General features: G+C 65.8%; 10 protein-coding genes. All 10 read left to right on the top strand.

Annotated features, from left to right (window positions below; all coding sequences use genetic code 11):
- Nucleotides 1–6: 6 nt before the first annotated feature.
- Nucleotides 7–1257, top strand: coding sequence for an MFS transporter (locus JX001_RS14040; protein ID WP_205681474.1), 1251 nt, complete (start codon nt 7–9; stop codon nt 1255–1257).
- A gap of 266 nt (nt 1258–1523) precedes the next feature.
- On the top strand, nt 1524–3788 hold the full coding sequence (locus JX001_RS14035) for a beta-glucosidase family protein (protein WP_241004660.1): 2265 nt from the start codon (nt 1524–1526) through the stop codon (nt 3786–3788).
- Nucleotides 3789–3839: 51 nt separating this feature from the next.
- Entirely contained in the window at nt 3840–6932 is a 3093-nt protein-coding gene (locus JX001_RS14030; RefSeq protein WP_205681472.1) for a TonB-dependent receptor, read from the top strand.
- 99 nt (nt 6933–7031) lie between these two features.
- Complete coding sequence (locus JX001_RS14025; RefSeq protein ID WP_205681471.1) at nt 7032–8603, top strand: tryptophan halogenase family protein; 1572 nt, start codon at nt 7032–7034, stop codon at nt 8601–8603.
- A 55-nt stretch (nt 8604–8658) separates the two neighbouring features.
- A complete protein-coding gene (locus JX001_RS14020) occupies nt 8659–10122 on the top strand; it encodes a tryptophan halogenase family protein (protein ID WP_241004659.1) in 1464 nt (487 codons plus the stop codon).
- A gap of 83 nt (nt 10123–10205) precedes the next feature.
- Nucleotides 10206–11240 carry a LacI family DNA-binding transcriptional regulator gene (locus JX001_RS14015; protein ID WP_241004658.1) on the top strand — a complete coding sequence of 345 codons (1035 nt, stop codon included), beginning with the start codon at nt 10206–10208 and terminating at the stop codon, nt 11238–11240.
- A 243-nt stretch (nt 11241–11483) separates the two neighbouring features.
- Nucleotides 11484–13517, top strand: a complete 2034-nt coding sequence (locus JX001_RS14010; RefSeq protein WP_205681468.1) for a TonB-dependent receptor — start codon at nt 11484–11486, stop codon at nt 13515–13517.
- A gap of 163 nt (nt 13518–13680) precedes the next feature.
- Complete coding sequence (locus JX001_RS14005; protein WP_066554680.1) at nt 13681–14889, top strand: LL-diaminopimelate aminotransferase; 1209 nt, start codon at nt 13681–13683, stop codon at nt 14887–14889.
- A 2-nt stretch (nt 14890–14891) separates the two neighbouring features.
- Nucleotides 14892–15836, top strand: coding sequence for a DUF808 domain-containing protein (locus tag JX001_RS14000; RefSeq protein WP_205681467.1), 945 nt, complete (start codon nt 14892–14894; stop codon nt 15834–15836).
- A gap of 72 nt (nt 15837–15908) precedes the next feature.
- Nucleotides 15909–17612: an alkaline phosphatase family protein gene (locus JX001_RS13995; protein ID WP_205681466.1), complete on the top strand. Its 1704-nt coding sequence runs from the start codon at nt 15909–15911 to the stop codon at nt 17610–17612.
- Nucleotides 17613–17703 lie beyond the last annotated feature (91 nt).

The following is a 17703-nucleotide window of genomic DNA, read 5'->3' as shown; positions in this document are numbered from 1 at the left end:
ATGGAGTTGACGGACACGCCTCGGCTTAGTCTGACCTTTCTGCTGCTTTACGCCTTGGCCTGGGGCGGGGGCGTCGTGGCCTATGTGCCGCTACTGACCCTTATTCTGCCGGTGAAAATCGAGGCGATCGCGGGCGCCGACAAGATGGCGCTGCTCAGCCTCACGACCCTGGTCGGTGCGGCTGTGGCGAGTGTGGTCAATATCGGCGTCGGCATCCTCAGCGATCGGACGGTGATGGGGCGGCGGGGGCGCCGTCCCTGGATTCTGGCGGGTCTGATCCTGACGCTGTGCGCCTATGGATGCATCCACGCCGCATCGACGCCGATCCAGATCGTGCTGGCCGTGGCGATCTTTCAGGCGGCCCTCAACATCATGCTTGCGCCGTTGAGCGCCATGGCGGCCGATGAAGTGCCCGACGGTCAGAAGGGCCTGATCGGCGGCTTGATGGGAGCGGTCTACACCTTTGGAGGGATCGCCGGCGTCTTGGTCACGGCGTCCCCGGCCTTTGGCGAGGCTTTTCAACTCGTAATGACCGGCGCATTGGTCACGGCAGGTGTTGTGCCGCTGCTGATCGTGTCGCGGCGACGTGGCGCGATCATCCCGGCCGCCGTCACGGACGTCTCCACAAAGGCTTTGAGGGTGCGCAATCTGGCCAGGGTGTGGATCGCACGGCTGTTGATCCAGATCGCGGGGACAATCTTTTTCGCCTATCTGCTCTTCTACTTCGAAACCGTAAACCGGACCGGTCTTCGCTTTGGTCCGCCGGATGTGGCGGGGCAGGTGGCCTGGTTGTCCAGCATCGTGACGATGGTGCTGGCGCCGCTGGCCATCGTAGCGGGGCGGTTCTCAGATGCCCTGCGAATGCGAAAGCCCTTCCTTGTGTTATCCGCCGCCATGACGATGGTCGGCGCCCTGATTATGGGCGTCTGGCCGCAATGGGCGCCGGCGGCCTTGGGCTATGTGCTGTTCGCCTGTGGCGCGTCGCTGTTTCTGGCTTTCCAGGGCGCCTATGCCATGCAGTTGTTGGTCAAGCCCCGGCATCGCGGACGCGATATGGGGCTGCTCAATCTGACCAATACCGTCCCCGCCTTGATCGCGCCCGGGCTGGCGTATCTGCTTGCTGCAGAAGGAGATTTCACCATCTTGCTGCTGGCGTTGGCCGGTCTGACCTTTGTCGCCCTGGTGCTTGTGATGCAGATCAACGAAATGGCGGACTGGCGGCCCGATGCGCCTCCACTTGGTAACAAAACCCCGTAACAATTTGTGGCTGCTTTGTGGTTGTGAACGCTCTCAAATCGTGATCTATCCACGCTCAGAGAGGTCGAAGAACCTCCGGGAGTAGAAACACGGGATCAGCTTGCAGTTGGGCCAGGTGTCGCCGCCACGCATAGGCGCCGACGTCGTTCGTCCGATCAAAGGCGTCGATGCGCATCCGGATGTTGCTGGCGAAGTCTGGCGATGTCGTGGGCTGTCGCTCCGTCGTGCTGGCTGCATCTCTCTGACGGGGAGAGGCTATGTTCAGGATGCGGTATCGGGGATGGCTGGGGCTGACGATCAGCGCTCTGGCGCTCGGCGTGGTCCAGCCGTGGGCTGCACCGGCCCTCGCCGCGCAGTCGCAAGTGGTCTCGGCTGCCCTGCCGGACGCCCGGGCGCGAGCGGACGCGCTGGTCGCGCGGATGACGCGTGAAGAGAAGCTCAGTCTGGTGCATGGCTATTTCCCGCCCATGGCGGACCGAACGCCGGGGGCTCCGCTGGAGCAAATGATCCCGTCGGCGGGCTATGTGCCCGGCGTGCCGCGTCTGGGCGTGCCGCCTCTGCGTGAAAGCGACGCGAGCCTGGGCGTCGCCAACCAAGTCGAACAGCGCAAGGGCGACGTCGCCACCGCCCTGCCGTCCAGCCTGGCGACCGCAGCCACCTTTGATCCTGAGATCGCCTATGCCGGCGGTGCGATGATCGGGTCCGAGGCGCGCTCCAAGACGTTCAACGTCCTGTTGGCGGGCGGGGTCAACCTGACGCGCGACCCCTGGAACGGGCGCAACTTCGAATATCTCGGCGAGGATCCTCTGCTGGCCGGTGTTCTGGCCGGCGAACACATTCGCGGCGTGCAATCGAACAACATCGTCTCCACGATCAAACACTTCGCCTTCAACAGTCAGGAGACCGGGCGAATGATCATGGACGCCCGTCTGGGCGAGGCGGCGCTGCGCGAAAGCGACCTGCTGGCGTTTCAGATCGCGATCGAGCGCGGTCGTCCCGGCTCGGTGATGTGCGCCTACAACCGGGTCAATGGCGACTATGCCTGCGAAAACGACTTCCTGCTCAACCAAGTTCTGAAGCGCGACTGGGCCTATCCGGGTTGGGTCATGTCCGACTGGGGCGCGGTGCATTCCACGGAAAAGGCCGCCAACAATGGCCTGGACCAGGAGTCGGGCCAGGAGTTGGACCGCCAGATCTACTTCGGCGCGCCGTTGGGCGAGGCCGTCGCGGCGGGCCGCGTGTCTGAAGCCCGATTGGACGACATGGTCGCTCGCATCCTGACAGGGATGATCGAGAGCGGGGCGATGGACCACCCGGTGCCTACCACCGCCGAAACGCCGGACTACGCCGCCCATGCCGAGGTGGCGCAGCGCGCGGCCGAAGCGGGCATCGTTCTGTTGAAGAACACGCGCGGCGTTCTGCCCTTGGCGGCGAGCGCGCGTCGGATCGTCGTCATCGGCGGGCATGCCGACGTCGGCGTGCTGTCGGGCGGGGGGTCGTCTCAGGTCCGCTCGGTCGGCGGCGCGCCCATAGAAATTCCGCTGACGTCGGGGGCGGCTTCGTCCTTCGCTCGCGTCACCTATCATGCCTCTTCGCCGCTGGCGGCGATCAAGGCTGAGGCGCCGGATGCGGATGTGACCTTCGTCGACGGCGCAGACGCCGCGCAGGCCGTCGCCGCCGCGCGCAATGCGGACGTCGTCCTCGTCTTCGCCACCCAATGGACCACCGAAGCGCAGGACGTCGAAGACCTGAAACTGCCGAACGGCCAGGACGATCTGATCCGGGCCGTCGCCGCCGCCAATCCTAAGACGACAGTCGTCCTGGAAACGGGCGGTCCTGTGCTCATGCCGTGGATCGACGAGGTCGCGGCGGTGGTCCAGGCCTGGTATCCGGGACAGCGCGGGGGCGAAGCCATCGCGCGCATCCTGTTCGGAAAGGTGAACCCCTCGGGCCGCCTGCCGATCACCTTCCCGCGCGACGCCGATCAGCCGCCCCGGCCCACGCCCCCAGGCCTGCAGGCGCTGAAGCAGTCCGATGCCGCCTCCAATGCCGGCTCAGGCTCCGCTGCCGAGTTCAAACCGTTCCCCGTGGACTATCCCGAAGGATCGGATGTCGGCTACCGCTGGTACGAGCGCGAGGGGCGCCGGCCGCTTTTCCCCTTCGGTCATGGGCTGAGCTACACGACCTTCGCCTACGACGGGTTGACGATTGAGGCCGGCGACGGGCTGCGCGTCAGCGTCGAGGTGACGAATACCGGCGATCGCGCCGGGGACGATGTCCCGCAGCTCTATGTGACCTTGCCGGACGGCGGCGCGCGGCGTCTGGCGGGCTTCGCTCGCGTCAGTCTCGCGCCGGGCGAGACGCGGCGGATCACCCTGACGGCGGAGCCTCGGGTTCTGGCCCGATACGACACGAGCGCGCCGGGTTGGCGCATCTTGCCGGGCCCCTATCAAGTCCGGGTGGCGCGCGATGCTCTGGACGAAGGCATTGGCGGAGAAGCGAGGATCACCCCGCATCTGCTGAAACCCTGAGGCAGGAAATAAGCCGCATCAACAAGCGGCGAACTGGAGGAGGAAACGATCATGAGACTACGCAGGACATCCATTCTGACCGCTTTGCTGGCGACGACCGCCCTGGTGACGCCGGCGATGGCGCAGACAGCGCCGGAAACGACCCAAACCAACAGTCCCGACGCAACGACGCTGGACGAAATCGTGGTCACCGGCATCCGGGCGTCGCAGCAGCAGGCGATCAGCATCAAGCGCAACAGCACCGCTGTGGTCGACGCGATTTCGGCCGAGGACATCGGCAAGCTGCCGGACGTGACGGTCGCCGACGCCCTGCAGCGGATCGGCGGCATCCAGATCCAGCGTAGCGCCGGGGAGGGCGCGACGGTGAACATCCGCGGCCTTCCGCAGGTGGTGACGCTGTTGAACGGCGAGCAATATCTGGCGCCGGGCAATCTGGGCAGCGCCCAGCCGAACCTGAACGATGTGCCGGCGCAGTTGATGAACTCGATCGTCGTCTACAAGTCGATGGACGTTCACAACGCCCAGTCCGGCATCTCCGGCACGATCGACCTGCGCACCCAGCGGCCGTTCAACTTCAGCGAAGGCCTGACCATCGCCAAGGCGGCCGAGTATTCGACCGGCCAGGACACGCGCCACGACGACTATCTGTTCAACGGACTGCTCAACTGGCGCAACGATCGCTTCGGCGCGATGATCTCGGGCGTCTATTCCGAAGCCAACCTTGGCAACAACTATTCAGGGGTGTCGGGCGGCGTCTTCGGCAACAACGATTGGGGTGGTTCGGACAATAACTGGATCGCGCCGCACGGCTACGACACCTTCCATCGGGAGGTTGAACGCAAGCGGACCGGGCTGAACGGCGCCTTCACCTGGAAGATCGACGACGGTTTCGACCTGACCGGCGAGGTCTTCTACACCAAGTTGGAGGAGCACGACCGGGCGGCGGGCCTGAACATCTCCAATCGCTGGAACGGCCTGACCTGGACCACGCCGACGGCCTTCACCCAAACCGGCGTGAACGGCAGCAACGGCAATCCCTGGCTCGACGTCACCGAATACGATCTCGATGTCTGGTGGATGAACTCGTTTACGGTCAACCGCACCAAGAACAATGAATCGACCAATCTGAACCTGGAGCTGAAGTACGATCGGGGCGGGCCCTTCACCTTCTCGGCGCGCGCGTTGCATGGCGAGGCGTCGCTGCTGAGCATGAACGGCCAGGTGCAGGGCGACCTGTCGAACTGGCAATATGCGCCGGATCGCAACTTCACCCTGTTCCGCGATGCCGCCGACCGGACGCGCGGACCCTTCTATTCCGCCGCCATCGCCGCCCAGTATCCGACCTCGCAGTATTCGAACGGCATCATCGGTTCGGCCGGCGGTCGCTACATCAACCCCAACCCGCTGGGCATCGGCAACGATCCGCAGATCCATCTGAACGTCGGCGGCGGCCAGACGGTCTGGAGCAACTTCAACAATCCGATCGTGGGCGGTTTGGGCAATGTGCCGCTGACGCAGTATATGTCCAACCTGGATAGCTACGCGGTTGCGGCCTATTCGTCCGAGGGCAACCAGCGCAACGAATCCGAACTCACCGTCGTGCGCATGGACGGCGCCTACGAGTTCCAGAACGGCCCGGCGCTGGGCTTCATCGAGAAGATCGACGCCGGCCTGCGGCACTCGGATCGCCAAGTGTCGATCACCAACTTCCACCTGTTCTCGGACGTCAACGGCTGCTCGGTTCAGTGGAAGGCGATCGACGTCGTCATGAACCAGAACCAATGCTCCGCCGGCGAGCAGGTGGCCAACCCATCCTTCAACCCGGCGCTTCCGGTCAGCGCCACGAACCCTCAGACCATCTTCCAGGGCTATACGGTCAATCGTCCGACGAAGCTGAACACCAACAACAACGTCTATTTCCTGGACGACTGGGGATCGATCACGCGCGGCCTGCCTGGCGTCTGGGTCGCCGATCCGCGGGACTTCGACGATGTCGTGGCCTTCCAGCAGCGCGTTTTCGGCAGCGCCTATGAAGTCATCATCCCGGGCAACAGCTATGACGTCGATCTGTATGAGGACAGCGGCTATCTGAACGCCACTGTCGGCTTCGGCAATCTGCACGGCGATGTGGGCCTGCGCGCCATCCGCACCGAGTTGCGGGTGCGTCAGAACCAGACCGGCGAGACGCGCAACTATGGCGACACAAATCTGGATGTCGGCGACACCCTGTCGTCTCGCACCTACACCGACTATCTGCCGTCGGTGAACATGGTCTACGATTTCAGCGATCAGCTGAAGCTGCATGCGGCGTTCAACAAGACGATGATCCCGCTGGATCTGGGGAACTACGGCGGCGGCGTCACGATTTCGACGGCCGACTCGTCTGGGCCTACGCCGACCGATCCAACGGCTCCGCCTGTCGGCATTCGTCGCGTGACCGGAGCGACCTTCGCCGGCAGCCCCGAGCTGAACCCATGGCGGTCGAACAACTATGATCTGAGCCTGGAATACTATCCCGGCCGCGCCACCATGTTCAGCCTGGCCCTGTTCAAGCTGGATATCGAAAGCTTCGTGACCCGAGCCACGGTCAACGACGGACAGTTCCCGGATGGCGACGGCATCATCCGTCGAACCGTTCCGGTGAACCGTCCTGTCCAGGGCGAGGGCGGTTCGCTGCAGGGTCTGGAAATCGGCGCCAAGATCGCGCTTAGCGATTTTCTCGATGAAGCCAGCCTGTTCCATAACTTCGGCTTCGACGGCAGCTACACCTTCTCGGACAGTTCGCAGAACGCGCAAAATCTGTCCGGTGACGACCTGCCCTTCCCGGATAACTCTGAGCAGCAGGTCAACGCCGCGATCTGGTATCAGGGCGACAAGCTGCAGGCTCGCGTGGCCTACAACTACCGTACGCCTCGCCTGTCGGGCACCTTCGGCCAGATCCCGATTTATCAGGATACGTCCCAGTACGTTGACCTGAACGTCACCTATCAGTTCAACGAAAATCTGGTGTTCTACGCCAATGGATCCAATGTCCTCGGCGAGATCGAGGAATACTACCTCGAGTTCGAGAAGGGCGCGGAACAGTTCCACTCCCGCAATGAGTTCGAACCGCGTTGGTCTCTGGGCGTACGCGCCAAGTTCTAGACTTTCCTGAAGCCTCTGGCCGGCGGCGACCTTTGCGTTGTCGCCGGCCTCTTTTCGTCTAGCCTAGCGTGTTTACGGTTCGAGGGCCGAACGAAGACAATGACTACTCCTTCCGTCGAACCGCCGCAGACATCCGATCGGGGCGCCGCCATCCGAAAGGTCGTGATCGTCGGCGGCGGCACGGCGGGCTGGATGGCGGCGGCGGCGCTTGCCCGGCATCTGGCGTCGACAGACATCGCCATCACGGTGGTGGAGTCTTCAGAGATCGGCACGGTCGGGGTCGGCGAGGCGACCATACCGACGATCCGACGCTTCTACGCCCAACTGGGGCTCACCGACGCCGACGTGATGTCGGCGACCCAGGCCACCTGCAAGCTGGGAATCCGCTTCGAGGGGTGGGGCGGGCCTCGCTCGGACTTCATCCATCCCTTCGGTCTCTACGGCCAGGACCTGAACGGCGTCGGGTTTCATCACTACTGGATGCGGCAGGCGGAAACCGGAGACGCCACGCCCCTGTCGGCCTATTCGCTCGGGGCGTCGCTGGCGCTGGCGAACAAGTTCGTGGAGCCGTCGCCCAATCCGCCCTCCAGCCTGTCGGTCTTCGACTGGGCCCTGCATTTCGACGCCGCCCTGTTTGCGCAACGTCTTCGCCGCTATGCGGAGGGCTCCGGCGTAACGCGTATCGATGCGCGCATCGCCACCGTGAAGCTTCGTGCGCAGGACGGCTTCATCGACAGGCTGGTCCTGGATAACGGGCGCGAGATCGAAGGCGATCTCTTCGTGGATTGCTCGGGTTTCCGGGGGCTGCTGATCGGCGAAGCCTTGGGAACGCCCTACGAGGACTGGGGCGACTGGCTGGCCTGCGACGCCGCCTACGCCGTTCAGACCGAAAATACGCCTGGCGACGCTGTCGCCCCCTACACGCGGGTGACGGCGCATCAGGCCGGTTGGCGCTGGCGCATTCCGTTGCGGCACCGAACGGGCAACGGCCTGGTCTTTTCTAGCGCTCATATGTCGGACGACGCGGCGCAAGCCGCGCTGATGGCCAACCTTCAAGGTCGACCCTTGTCGGCGCCGCGCCGCATCGATTTCCGTCCGGGGAGGCGACGCCAGGCCTGGGTGAAGAACTGCGTGGCGCTGGGTCTCGCCGCAGGCTTTCTGGAGCCTTTGGAAAGCACCAGCATCGCCCTTATCGAGAACGGCATCGAACGGCTGAAGGCGCTGTTTCCAGATCGCGATTTCGCCCCAGCCGTGCTCGAGGAGTTCAACGATCAGTCGGCGCGCGAGATGGAGCGCACGCGCGACTTCATCATTCTGCACTATTGGCTGAACGGCCGGGACGAAGCCTTCTGGCGAGAGCGGCGCGAGACGGCCGTGCCCGACACCCTGAGGCGCAAGGTCGATCTCTGGAAGGCGAGGGGGGCGTTTGTCCGCTATCGCTGGGAAATGTTCCACCCGGCCAGCTGGCTCGCCATCTATGACGGGCTCGGGCTCATGCCGGAACGTGTGGACCCGGCCGTTCAAGGGATCGACCCCGTGCAACTGCGGCAGGGACTGTGGGGGATGCGCGATGCGGTCGCCGATATGGTCGAGCGCACAACCAGTCACGACGCCTTCCTCGCCCGCTTCGGGGGCGTGAGCGATCCGAAAGGGATTTCCAATGCAAGCTGACCCGTCCCGCAAGATACGCAAGGTTTGTATCGTCGGCGGCGGGACCGCAGGATGGATGGCGGCCGCGCTGCTGTCCGAACATCTGAAGGGCGCGCTCGGTCAGATCGAACTGGTGGAGAGTGACGACATCGGCACGATCGGGGTGGGGGAGTCCACCGTGCCGCCCTTCCTGCAACTGCTGGCCAAACTGGGCGTGGACGAACAGGTCTTCGTGCGAGAGGTGCAGGCCAGCTTCAAACTGGGCATCGAATTCAGAGACTGGAAGGCCAAGGGCCAGAGCTATTTTCACCCTTTCGGCACGATCGGCGCGCCGGTCGATCTGGCTGACTTTTACCAGGTCTGGTTGAAGGCCGCATTGCAAGGCTATCCGGGCGGCCTCCAGGATTTCGCGCCGGCGGCGGTGATGGCGCGCGAAGGACGGTTTACCCTGCCGTTCAAGGCGGCGCGCACGCCCGTCGGCGGCGCCAGCTACGCCCTGCATGTCGACGCCAAAAGGGTCGCGCGCTTCCTGCGCACCTTCGCCGAAGCGCGCGGGGTGAGCCGCGTCGAGGGCATTGTCGAGGACGTGCGTGTTCGCGATGATGGGTTTGTCGATCACCTGGTCCTCAAGGACGGCCGGACGGTCGAGGCGGACTTCTTCATCGACTGCTCGGGCTTTCGCAGTCTGCTGATCGGCAAGGCGTTGAAGGTCGGCTATCACGACTGGTCCCACTGGCTGCTGTGCGACCGGGCGATCGCCGTCCAGACCGAGAATGTCGGCCCGCCTGCGCCCTACACCCTGGCCCAGGCGCAGGATTACGGCTGGCGCTGGCGTATCCCGCTGCAACACCGAACCGGCAACGGCTATGTCTTCTGCAGCCAGTATCTGAGCGATGACGAGGCAACGGCCAGCATGATGGCCCAGGTCGAGGGCGCGCCCGTCGTGAAGCCGATGGTGGTGCCCTTCAAGACCGGCGTTCGAGAGCGCCTCTGGGACAAGAACGTCCTGGCGCTGGGGCTGGCCGGAGGCTTCATCGAGCCGCTGGAATCGACCGCCATCCATCTGATCTATCGCGGGTTGGACTTTTTCTTCCGCTTCCTGCCGGATCGCGACTGCGATCCGGTGCTGGCCGACGAATACAATCGACGCATGATCGCCGACTACGAGGAGATCAGGGATTTCATCGTCCTGCACTATTGCCTGACCGAACGAGACGACACGCCCTTCTGGCGCGCCTGTCGTAGGATGGAGCTTCCGCCCGAACTGAAGCGCAAGATCGCGCTGTTCCGAAGCGGCGGGCGTCTGGCCGAGGGGCTCGACGAACTGTTCCGGGCCGTCAGCTGGCAGTCGGTGATGGAGGGGATGGGCGTCCGACCGCACACCTTCCATCCGCTGACGAACCGTATTCCCTTCGATGACGTCCCGGGCCAGCTGGATCATGCGGCGGAACTGCTGAGACGGGTTGTCGCCGATCTGCCGACGCATCAGCAGTTCATCGACCGACACTGCGCCGCCCCGTCGCCGCAAGTCAGCGCTTAAGACGCTGGAGCCGGACCGGACGATCATCTAGCCTTGGTTTTATGGTGAAGCTGGAACAGGCCGCGTCAACCGCTGCGCGCAAGGTGACGATCAAACATGTCGCGGCCGAGGCCGGCGTGTCGTTGCAAACGGTGTCGCGCGTCATCAACAATGGCCCCAACGTCCGGCCGGAGGTGCGCGAACGGGTCAACGCCGCCGTGGCCAGGCTGGGCTACGTCCCCAGTCTGGCGGCCCAGCGCATGGGCGGATCGCGCTCCTATCTGCTTCTGGCGCTGAACGACCGTGATCGGACCATAGAAGGCTGGCGGTCGGGCGAGGGGACCGACTGGGTCGATCAGATGCTCTTGGGCGGTATGCTGAAATGCGCCGAGGCCGGCTATCGGATGATCTTCGAACTGGTCGACACCCATTCGGCCCATGTCGAGCGCGAGGTGAAGGCGGCGATTGCGGCGCTTCACCCTGACGGCGTGATCCTGACGCCGCCCCACTCGGACAATCCGCTGATCACCGGGCTGCTGGTGGATCTGGGTCTGCCGTTCGCGCGGATAGGCTCCACGGCGACGGGCGCAGGCTTCAGCATCGCGATGGACGACTACGCCGCCGCCGAAACGGCGACGAACCATCTTCTCGATCTGGGACATCGTCGGATCGGTTTCATCAGCGGCAGTCCCGAATACGTTCTGAGCGGCGCGCGGCTTCAGGGGTATCGTGCGGCGATGGCGGGGCGTGGCCTGCCCGACGACGCCGATCTGGTCGGTCACGGCGACTTCACCTTCGCATCGGGTGAAGCGGCGATGGAGACCTTCTGCCGCCTGGCCCATCCGCCGACCGCCATCGTTGCGTCCAACGACCAGATGGCGCTGGCGGCCCTGCGCGTCGCAGGTCGCAGAGGCCTCGCCGTCCCGCACGATCTCGCCATCATCAGCTTCGACGACACCCCGATCGTGCGCTTCAGCAACCCCCCGCTGACCGCTGTCGTCCAACCCATCGCAGCGATGGCGTCCGCAGCGGCGGACCTGCTGATCCGCGCCAAGTCCGGGCAGGACGACCTGCCTCAAGCATCAACGCTGCCCTTCCAACTGGCCGTTCGCGGCTCGACGGTCGCGACGTCCGACTGATACTGCAGAGCCGCCGGCCCAGCCGGATGAGCGTCGGCGCCAGAGGAAGAGGGGGACGTCAGCTCGCGCGTCACGCTTCCTCCGAGATCGAGGGGGCGGGGCGAGTTCTGGGCGCAGGTCTCGCCGTGTCGGCGGACATCACTCATGCCGGGCGCCTATGCGGACTAAGCTCCGCCGCCGTTTCCCAATACTTCTTTATCGGTGAGGCTTTGCCCCCGGGTGGCAAAGCCGTAGGGACGGCGCATGATCCAGGACGTTCCTCCCCCCGTCACGCCCACCGCCTTGCCCGAGATCGTCGTCACCGCCGCGCGTCTGCCGCCGGCGGCGGCCGACGCGGCGTTTTCCGTGGTGCGGATCGACGAGGCGGTGCTGTCCCGGTCGTCGCGTCTGGATGAGGCGCTACGGTCCGTGCCGGCGGTGTCGCTGTTTCGACGCACCAGCAGCGCGGCGGCCAATCCGACGACGCAAGGGATTTCGTTGAGGGCCATCGCGCCGTCGGGGGCGGGACGGACGCTGGTGCTGCTGGACGGCGTGCCGCTGAACGATCCGTTCGGGGGCTGGGTCATCTGGTCCCAGGCGACGCCGGAATCGCTGGAGAGTCTGGATGTGATCCGGGGCGCAGGCTCGGGCCCCTATGGCGCGGGCGCGCTGACGGGTACGATCACCCTGCGTGAGCGCGGGAAAGGCGGCGCGCTGGATGTGTCCGCGTTCGAGCGCGGCGGACTGCGGGCTGCGGGGTCCGCCTCCACGCGGCTAGGACCTTTGGCGGTGACGTTGAGCGGGTTGCGCGAAGTCAGCGACGGCTATGTGCCGGTGCGCGGGCCGGCGGCAGGCGCCGCGGATACGCCGCTGGATCTCGACAGCCGAAGTGCAGCGCTGCGGGTCGATACGGCCTTGGGACAGGCGAAGCTGTCGGTGCGGGCGGCGACCTGGGAAGACGATCGCGGATCGGGTCTGGCCGGAACGCGCGCCAACGCCAGCGGGCACAGCCTGAGCGCCACGGCGGCGCAGGCGCCGTCGGCCGACGGCTATGGCTGGCGGCTGCAGACGTGGCGGATCGACACCAATCTGGCCAACAGTTCGGCCTCGGTGTCGGCCGATCGATCGACCACGACGCCCGCCAACAACCAGTTCAAGACGCCCGCGACGGGATGGGGACTGAACGCGGCGCTGCGCCGTCGCATCGCGGATTTCGCGGGCGGACGGCTGGAGTGGGAACTGGGCGCCGATGCGCGCTTCAACGACGGCGAGACCAACGAACTTTTCAGCAATCCAACCGGCGCGGGCTTCACCCGCATTCGGCGTGCAGGCGGGGAGACGGCGGTGGCCGGGGCCTACGTCGATGCGTCCTGGACCGCAGCCGAATGGCTGGTGGCTGGCGGAGTTCGGGTGGATCGGTGGGAGAATACGGGCGGATTTCGTCAGGAGAACATGCTGGCGACCGGCGCCGTCCTGCTGAATGAGAGCGACCCGGATCGGTCGGGCGAGGTGGTCAGCGCGCGCCTGGCCGTGCGGCGTGATCTGGGCGGCGGCTACGCGGCGCGGGCGGCGGCCTATTCCGGGTTCAGGCCCGCCACGTTGAACGAACTGCATCGGCCGTTCCGCGTCGGCAACGACATCACCGAGGCCAACGCCGCCCTGACGCCGGAAACGCTGAAGGGCGTGGAGACGGGATTGGCCTTCGAGCGCGAGGGCGTGCGTTGGGGCGCATCTGTGTTTTGGAACCAGATCGAGGACGCCATCGTCAATGTGACTCTCGGGTCCGGGCCGGCGACCTTCCCGCGCGCCGGGTTCGTGCCGGCAGGCGGCGTGCTGCGCCAGCGCCAGAACGCCGGGACCATCGACGCCTGGGGCGTGGAACTGACGGGGGCGCTGGACTTATCGTCAGCCGTTTCGCTGAACGCCGCTGCGTCCTGGACCGACGCCGAGATCGACGGCGGATCGTCCGCCGCGCAGCTGACCGGCTTGCGTCCCGCACAGGCGCCGGAATGGAGCGCGACGGCCGGGCTGGATTGGCGCGCGACCGATCGACTGACCCTGGCGCTGGCGGCACGTTATGAATCGAGCCGGTTCGACGACGACCTGAACAACCGGGTGCTGGACGCCGCCGTGACGCTGGATGCGCGAGGGGAGTGGGCCTTCACGCGGAACGCGACTCTTTGGATGGCGGCGGACAATCTGTTCGACGAGGATGTCGAGGTCTCGGAAACGGGCACGGGCGTCGCCGGATACGGCCCGCCGCGAACGCTCAGCATCGGTTTACGGTTGAGCTATTGAGGACGCTGAACGGCAGCCTTTTCGACCAGGTTTTTGCGCGACGCACAGATTTCGTCCGCCTGACGGGTGAAAATGACCTTCAACGCTGTTGCGCGAGGCCGCTGGCGCGCTAAGCGCTAAGGGCGGTCGATCCACGGCCGCAGATCCCAACGACGAGCCTGTCATGTCCGAAGAATTCTACCGCATGAAGCGGTTGCCGCCCTATGTCATCGCCGAGACCAATGCGATGCGCGCGGCCGCCCGTGCGGCGGGCGAGGACGTGATCGACCTGGGGATGGGCAATCCCGACCTGCCGCCGCCGCAGCATGTGATCGACAAGCTGATCGAGGTGGCCAGGAAGCCCGACGCCCACGGCTATTCGGCGTCACGCGGCATCCCCGGCCTGCGCCGCGCGCAGGCCAACTATTACGGCCGCCGCTTCGGCGTCGATGTGGATCCCGAGACCGAGGTGATCGTCACCATGGGCTCCAAGGAGGGGTTGGCCAGCCTGGCCACCGCCATCACCGAGCCGGGCGACGTGATCCTGGCACCCAATCCGTCGTATCCGATCCACACCTTCGGCTTCATCATCGCCGGGGCGGCGATCCGCAGCGTGCCGACCACGCCGGACGAGAAATATTTCGAGGCGCTGGAGCGGGCCATGGCCTTCACCGTGCCGCGGCCCAAGATCCTGGTCATGAACTATCCGTCGAACCCGACGGCGGAGACGGTCGATCTGGCCTTCTACGAACGCGTCGTGGACTTCGCCAAGGCGAACGACCTGTGGATCATCAGCGATCTGGCCTATTCGGAGCTCTATTACGACGGCAAGCCGACGGTCTCGATCCTGCAGGTGCCGGGGGCCAAGGACGTGGCGATCGAGTTCACCTCCCTGTCCAAGACCTACAGCATGGCGGGCTGGCGCATGGGGTTTGCGGTCGGCAACAAGACGCTGATCGCGGCGATGACGCGGGTGAAATCCTACCTCGACTATGGCGCCTTCACGCCGATCCAGGCGGCGGCGTGCGCCGCGCTGAACGGGCCGCAGGACATCGTCGAGCAGAACCGCAAACTCTATCACCGCCGGCGCGATGTGCTGGTCGAGAGTTTCGGCCGCGCGGGCTGGGACATTCCCAAGCCGGCCGCTTCCATGTTCGCCTGGGCGCCCTTGCCGCCGGCGCTGAAGCATTTGGGCAGTCTGGAGTTTTCCAAGCAGTTGCTGACCCACGCAAAGGTCGCGGTGGCGGCGGGTGTGGGCTATGGCGAGAACGGCGAGGGCTTCGTGCGCATCGCCATGGTCGAGAACGAACAGCGCATCCGCCAGGCCGCGCGCAACATCAAATCCTATCTGAAATCGCAGGGCGTCAATGTGCCGCCCAGCCGGGAAGACTGACTATGCCGTCTGGACTGATCGCGCTGCTGGACGACGTCGCCGGCATCGCAAAGCTGGCGGCCGCGTCGCTGGATGACGTGGGCGCGGCAGCCGGCAAGGCCTCGACCAAGGCCGCCGGCGTGGTGGTGGACGACGCGGCGGTGACGCCGCGCTATGTCATGGGCCTGTCGCCCAGCCGCGAGCTGCCGATCATCAGCAAGATCGCGCTGGGATCGTTTCGCAACAAGTTGATCTTCATCCTGCCGGTGGCCCTGGTGCTCAGCGCCTTCGCGCCTTGGGCCATCACCCCGATACTGATGTGCGGCGGGACCTATCTGTGTTTCGAGGGCGCGGAAAAGTTGCTGGAGGCGATGGGGCATGGCGGGCATGAGGATGCCGCGCCGGTCGCGCGCGATACAGCGGCGCTGGAGAAGACGACGGTGTCGGGCGCGGTGCGCACCGATTTGATCCTGTCTGCCGAGATCATGGCCATCGCCCTGGCCGATGTCGCGGCGCAGCCGATCCTGACCCAGGCCGCTGTGCTGGCTGTGGTCGGCATCGCCATGACCGTCGTCGTCTATGGCGCGGTCGGATTGATCGTGAAGATGGACGACATCGGCCTGCATCTGGCTCAGCGGCCCAATGGCGGGGTGCGCGCTTTGGGGCGGGGTCTGGTCAAGGGCATGCCGATGGTGATGAGCGCCCTGTCGGCGATCGGCACGGCGGCCATGCTGTGGGTCGGCGGCGGCATTCTGCTGCATGGTTCCCATACGCTGGGGCTGCACTGGCCGGCCGTGCCCGTCGAGCATCTGTCGCATGCCGTCGGCGAACTGTTCGGGCCGTTGGCCGGCGTGATGAGCTGGCTGACGACGGCGGTGGCCTCGGCCGTGATCGGGCTGATCGTCGGCGGGGTGGTGGTGCTGGTCCTGCATCAGGTCGCGCGCCTGCGGTCCAAGGAATCGCACTAGGAGCGAGCCGGGCTGTCACGCGGGCGCCATCCGCAACAGCTAGAGGCCGCACGGCTGTTGTTGGAGTTGTTCATGTCCCTGTCGCGTCACGTCGCCGCCGCGTGTCTGGCCGCCTTGTCGATCGCGGGCGCCGCCTGTGCGGGCGCGCCGGTCGCCCAGCCGACGGTTCAGACCGCCGCGCCTCAGGCGTCGGCTGCGGCCCTGACGCCGCCAAAACTGATCGTGACCATCGTGGTGGATCAGTTCAGCGCCAACCTCTTCAACCAGTATCGCAGCCGCTACAGCGGCGGCCTGCGCCGGTTGGCCGACCAGGGACTGGTGTCGATCAACGGCTATCAGACCCACGGTCTGACCGAGACCTGCCCTGGCCACTCCACCGTTCTGACCGGTATGCACCCGGCCGAGACCGGCATTCCCGCCAACGACTGGATCGACGGCAAGACCGGCGAGGAGGTCTATTGCCTGGCCGCGCCGCAGAACCATCTGGCGCACGGGCGAGACGACACCGACAACGGGCCGGTGGGACCGGATCAGCTGCGCGCGACGACGCTGGGCGACTGGCTTAAGGCCGTCAGTCCGGCCAGCAAGGTCATGGCGGTGTCGGGCAAGGATCGCGGGGCGATCAATCTGGCCGGTCATCAGGGGCAGGCCTTCTGGTTCACCGACGGGTTTGGACTGACGACCTATGTCGAGCCAGGTCAGACGGCCGAGGCGAAGCTGGCGGCGGTCGCGGCGTTCAACCGCGACTTCAACGCCTGGACGGCGGCGACGCCGGTGGCTTGGGACTATCAGAACGCGGACTGCCGGGCGCTGGCGGGCGACTGGACTATTCGCGGCCAGACATTCCATTCGGTGCTGCCGCCTGCGGGGCTGAAGTTCGATACGTCGCCTCTGCTGGACGAGCAGACGCTGAAGGCGGCGGAATATCTGCTGGACAGCCAGAAGCTGGGGCAGGGGGCGGCGACCGACATGCTGGGCGTCAGCCTGTCGGCCACCGATCGGATCGGCCATATGTACGGCACCCAGGGGCCGGAGATGTGCGAGCAGATGCACCGGCTGGATGCGGCGCTGGGCGCCTTCCTGGACAAGCTGGCCCAGGTTCCGGGCGGCGCGCTGGTGGTCTTGACGGCCGATCACGGCGGTTCGGACTTCGTTGAGCGGCTGCACGAGAATGGCTATCCGCAGGCGCACCGCGCCGACACCGATGCGATCAAGGGCGTCAACGCCGCGTTGAAGGCGCGCTTCAATCTGGACGCCGATCCGCTGCAGTCCGGCGGAAGCGGCTGGATGGTCGCCGATGCGGATCATAAGTCGCTGCCCGATCCGTTGCGGACACAGGTGGCGGAGGCGGCGGTCGAGATGCTGCGCGCCCTGCCGGACGTGGCTTTCGCCGAGACGCGCGACCGGCTGCTGGCCGAGCCTCTGCCGGACAGCCGTCAGCCCGAGATGATGACGGTGCGCGAGCGGATGCGGTTGTCGACCGTCGCCGAGCGATCGCCCGACATCCAGTTCGCCTGGACCCAGAACACCACCTCGGGCGCCCGCGTCGGCTCGACCCTGGCCGGACACGGCACGCCGTGGGAATATGACCGACGCGTGCCGATCATCTTCTGGTGGCCGGGCGCAAAGGCCGAGGAGCGGTTCCTGCCGATCCGGACCGTCGATATCGCCCCGACCCTCGCCCATGTGATCGGCGTCGCCGCGCCGCAGGTGGAGGGCCGATGCATCGATCTGAACGGGTTTGCCGCGGCGGCCTGCGGGGCGGCGGCCAGATAAACTCCTGTTTCCGGCCGTCAACTCATGTTTCCTGAGGGGAAGGCGGCCTTACGCAGCGCGGGTTTCGTTGGCAGAAGAGGGCGAAATCGCC

This window comes from Brevundimonas fontaquae, from assembly GCF_017086445.1.
Lineage (GTDB): Bacteria > Pseudomonadota > Alphaproteobacteria > Caulobacterales > Caulobacteraceae > Brevundimonas > Brevundimonas fontaquae.
Note: the sequence above shows the minus strand (reverse complement) of the source record. Positions and strands in the feature narration are given on the sequence as shown.

What these genes read in the sequence shown, in the direction of transcription:
- JX001_RS14020 (WP_241004659.1), top strand. Translation starts at nt 8,659, where the DNA reads ATGGCGGCCGCGCTGCTGTCCGAACATCTGAAGGGCGCGCTCGGTCAG.
- JX001_RS14035 (WP_241004660.1), top strand. Translation starts at nt 1,524, where the DNA reads ATGCGGTATCGGGGATGGCTGGGGCTGACGATCAGCGCTCTGGCGCTC.
- JX001_RS14005 (WP_066554680.1), top strand. Translation starts at nt 13,681, where the DNA reads ATGTCCGAAGAATTCTACCGCATGAAGCGGTTGCCGCCCTATGTCATC.
- JX001_RS13995 (WP_205681466.1), top strand. Translation starts at nt 15,909, where the DNA reads ATGTCCCTGTCGCGTCACGTCGCCGCCGCGTGTCTGGCCGCCTTGTCG.
- JX001_RS14025 (WP_205681471.1), top strand. Translation starts at nt 7,032, where the DNA reads ATGACTACTCCTTCCGTCGAACCGCCGCAGACATCCGATCGGGGCGCC.
- JX001_RS14000 (WP_205681467.1), top strand. Translation starts at nt 14,892, where the DNA reads ATGCCGTCTGGACTGATCGCGCTGCTGGACGACGTCGCCGGCATCGCA.
- JX001_RS14010 (WP_205681468.1), top strand. Translation starts at nt 11,484, where the DNA reads ATGATCCAGGACGTTCCTCCCCCCGTCACGCCCACCGCCTTGCCCGAG.
- JX001_RS14030 (WP_205681472.1), top strand. Translation starts at nt 3,840, where the DNA reads ATGAGACTACGCAGGACATCCATTCTGACCGCTTTGCTGGCGACGACC.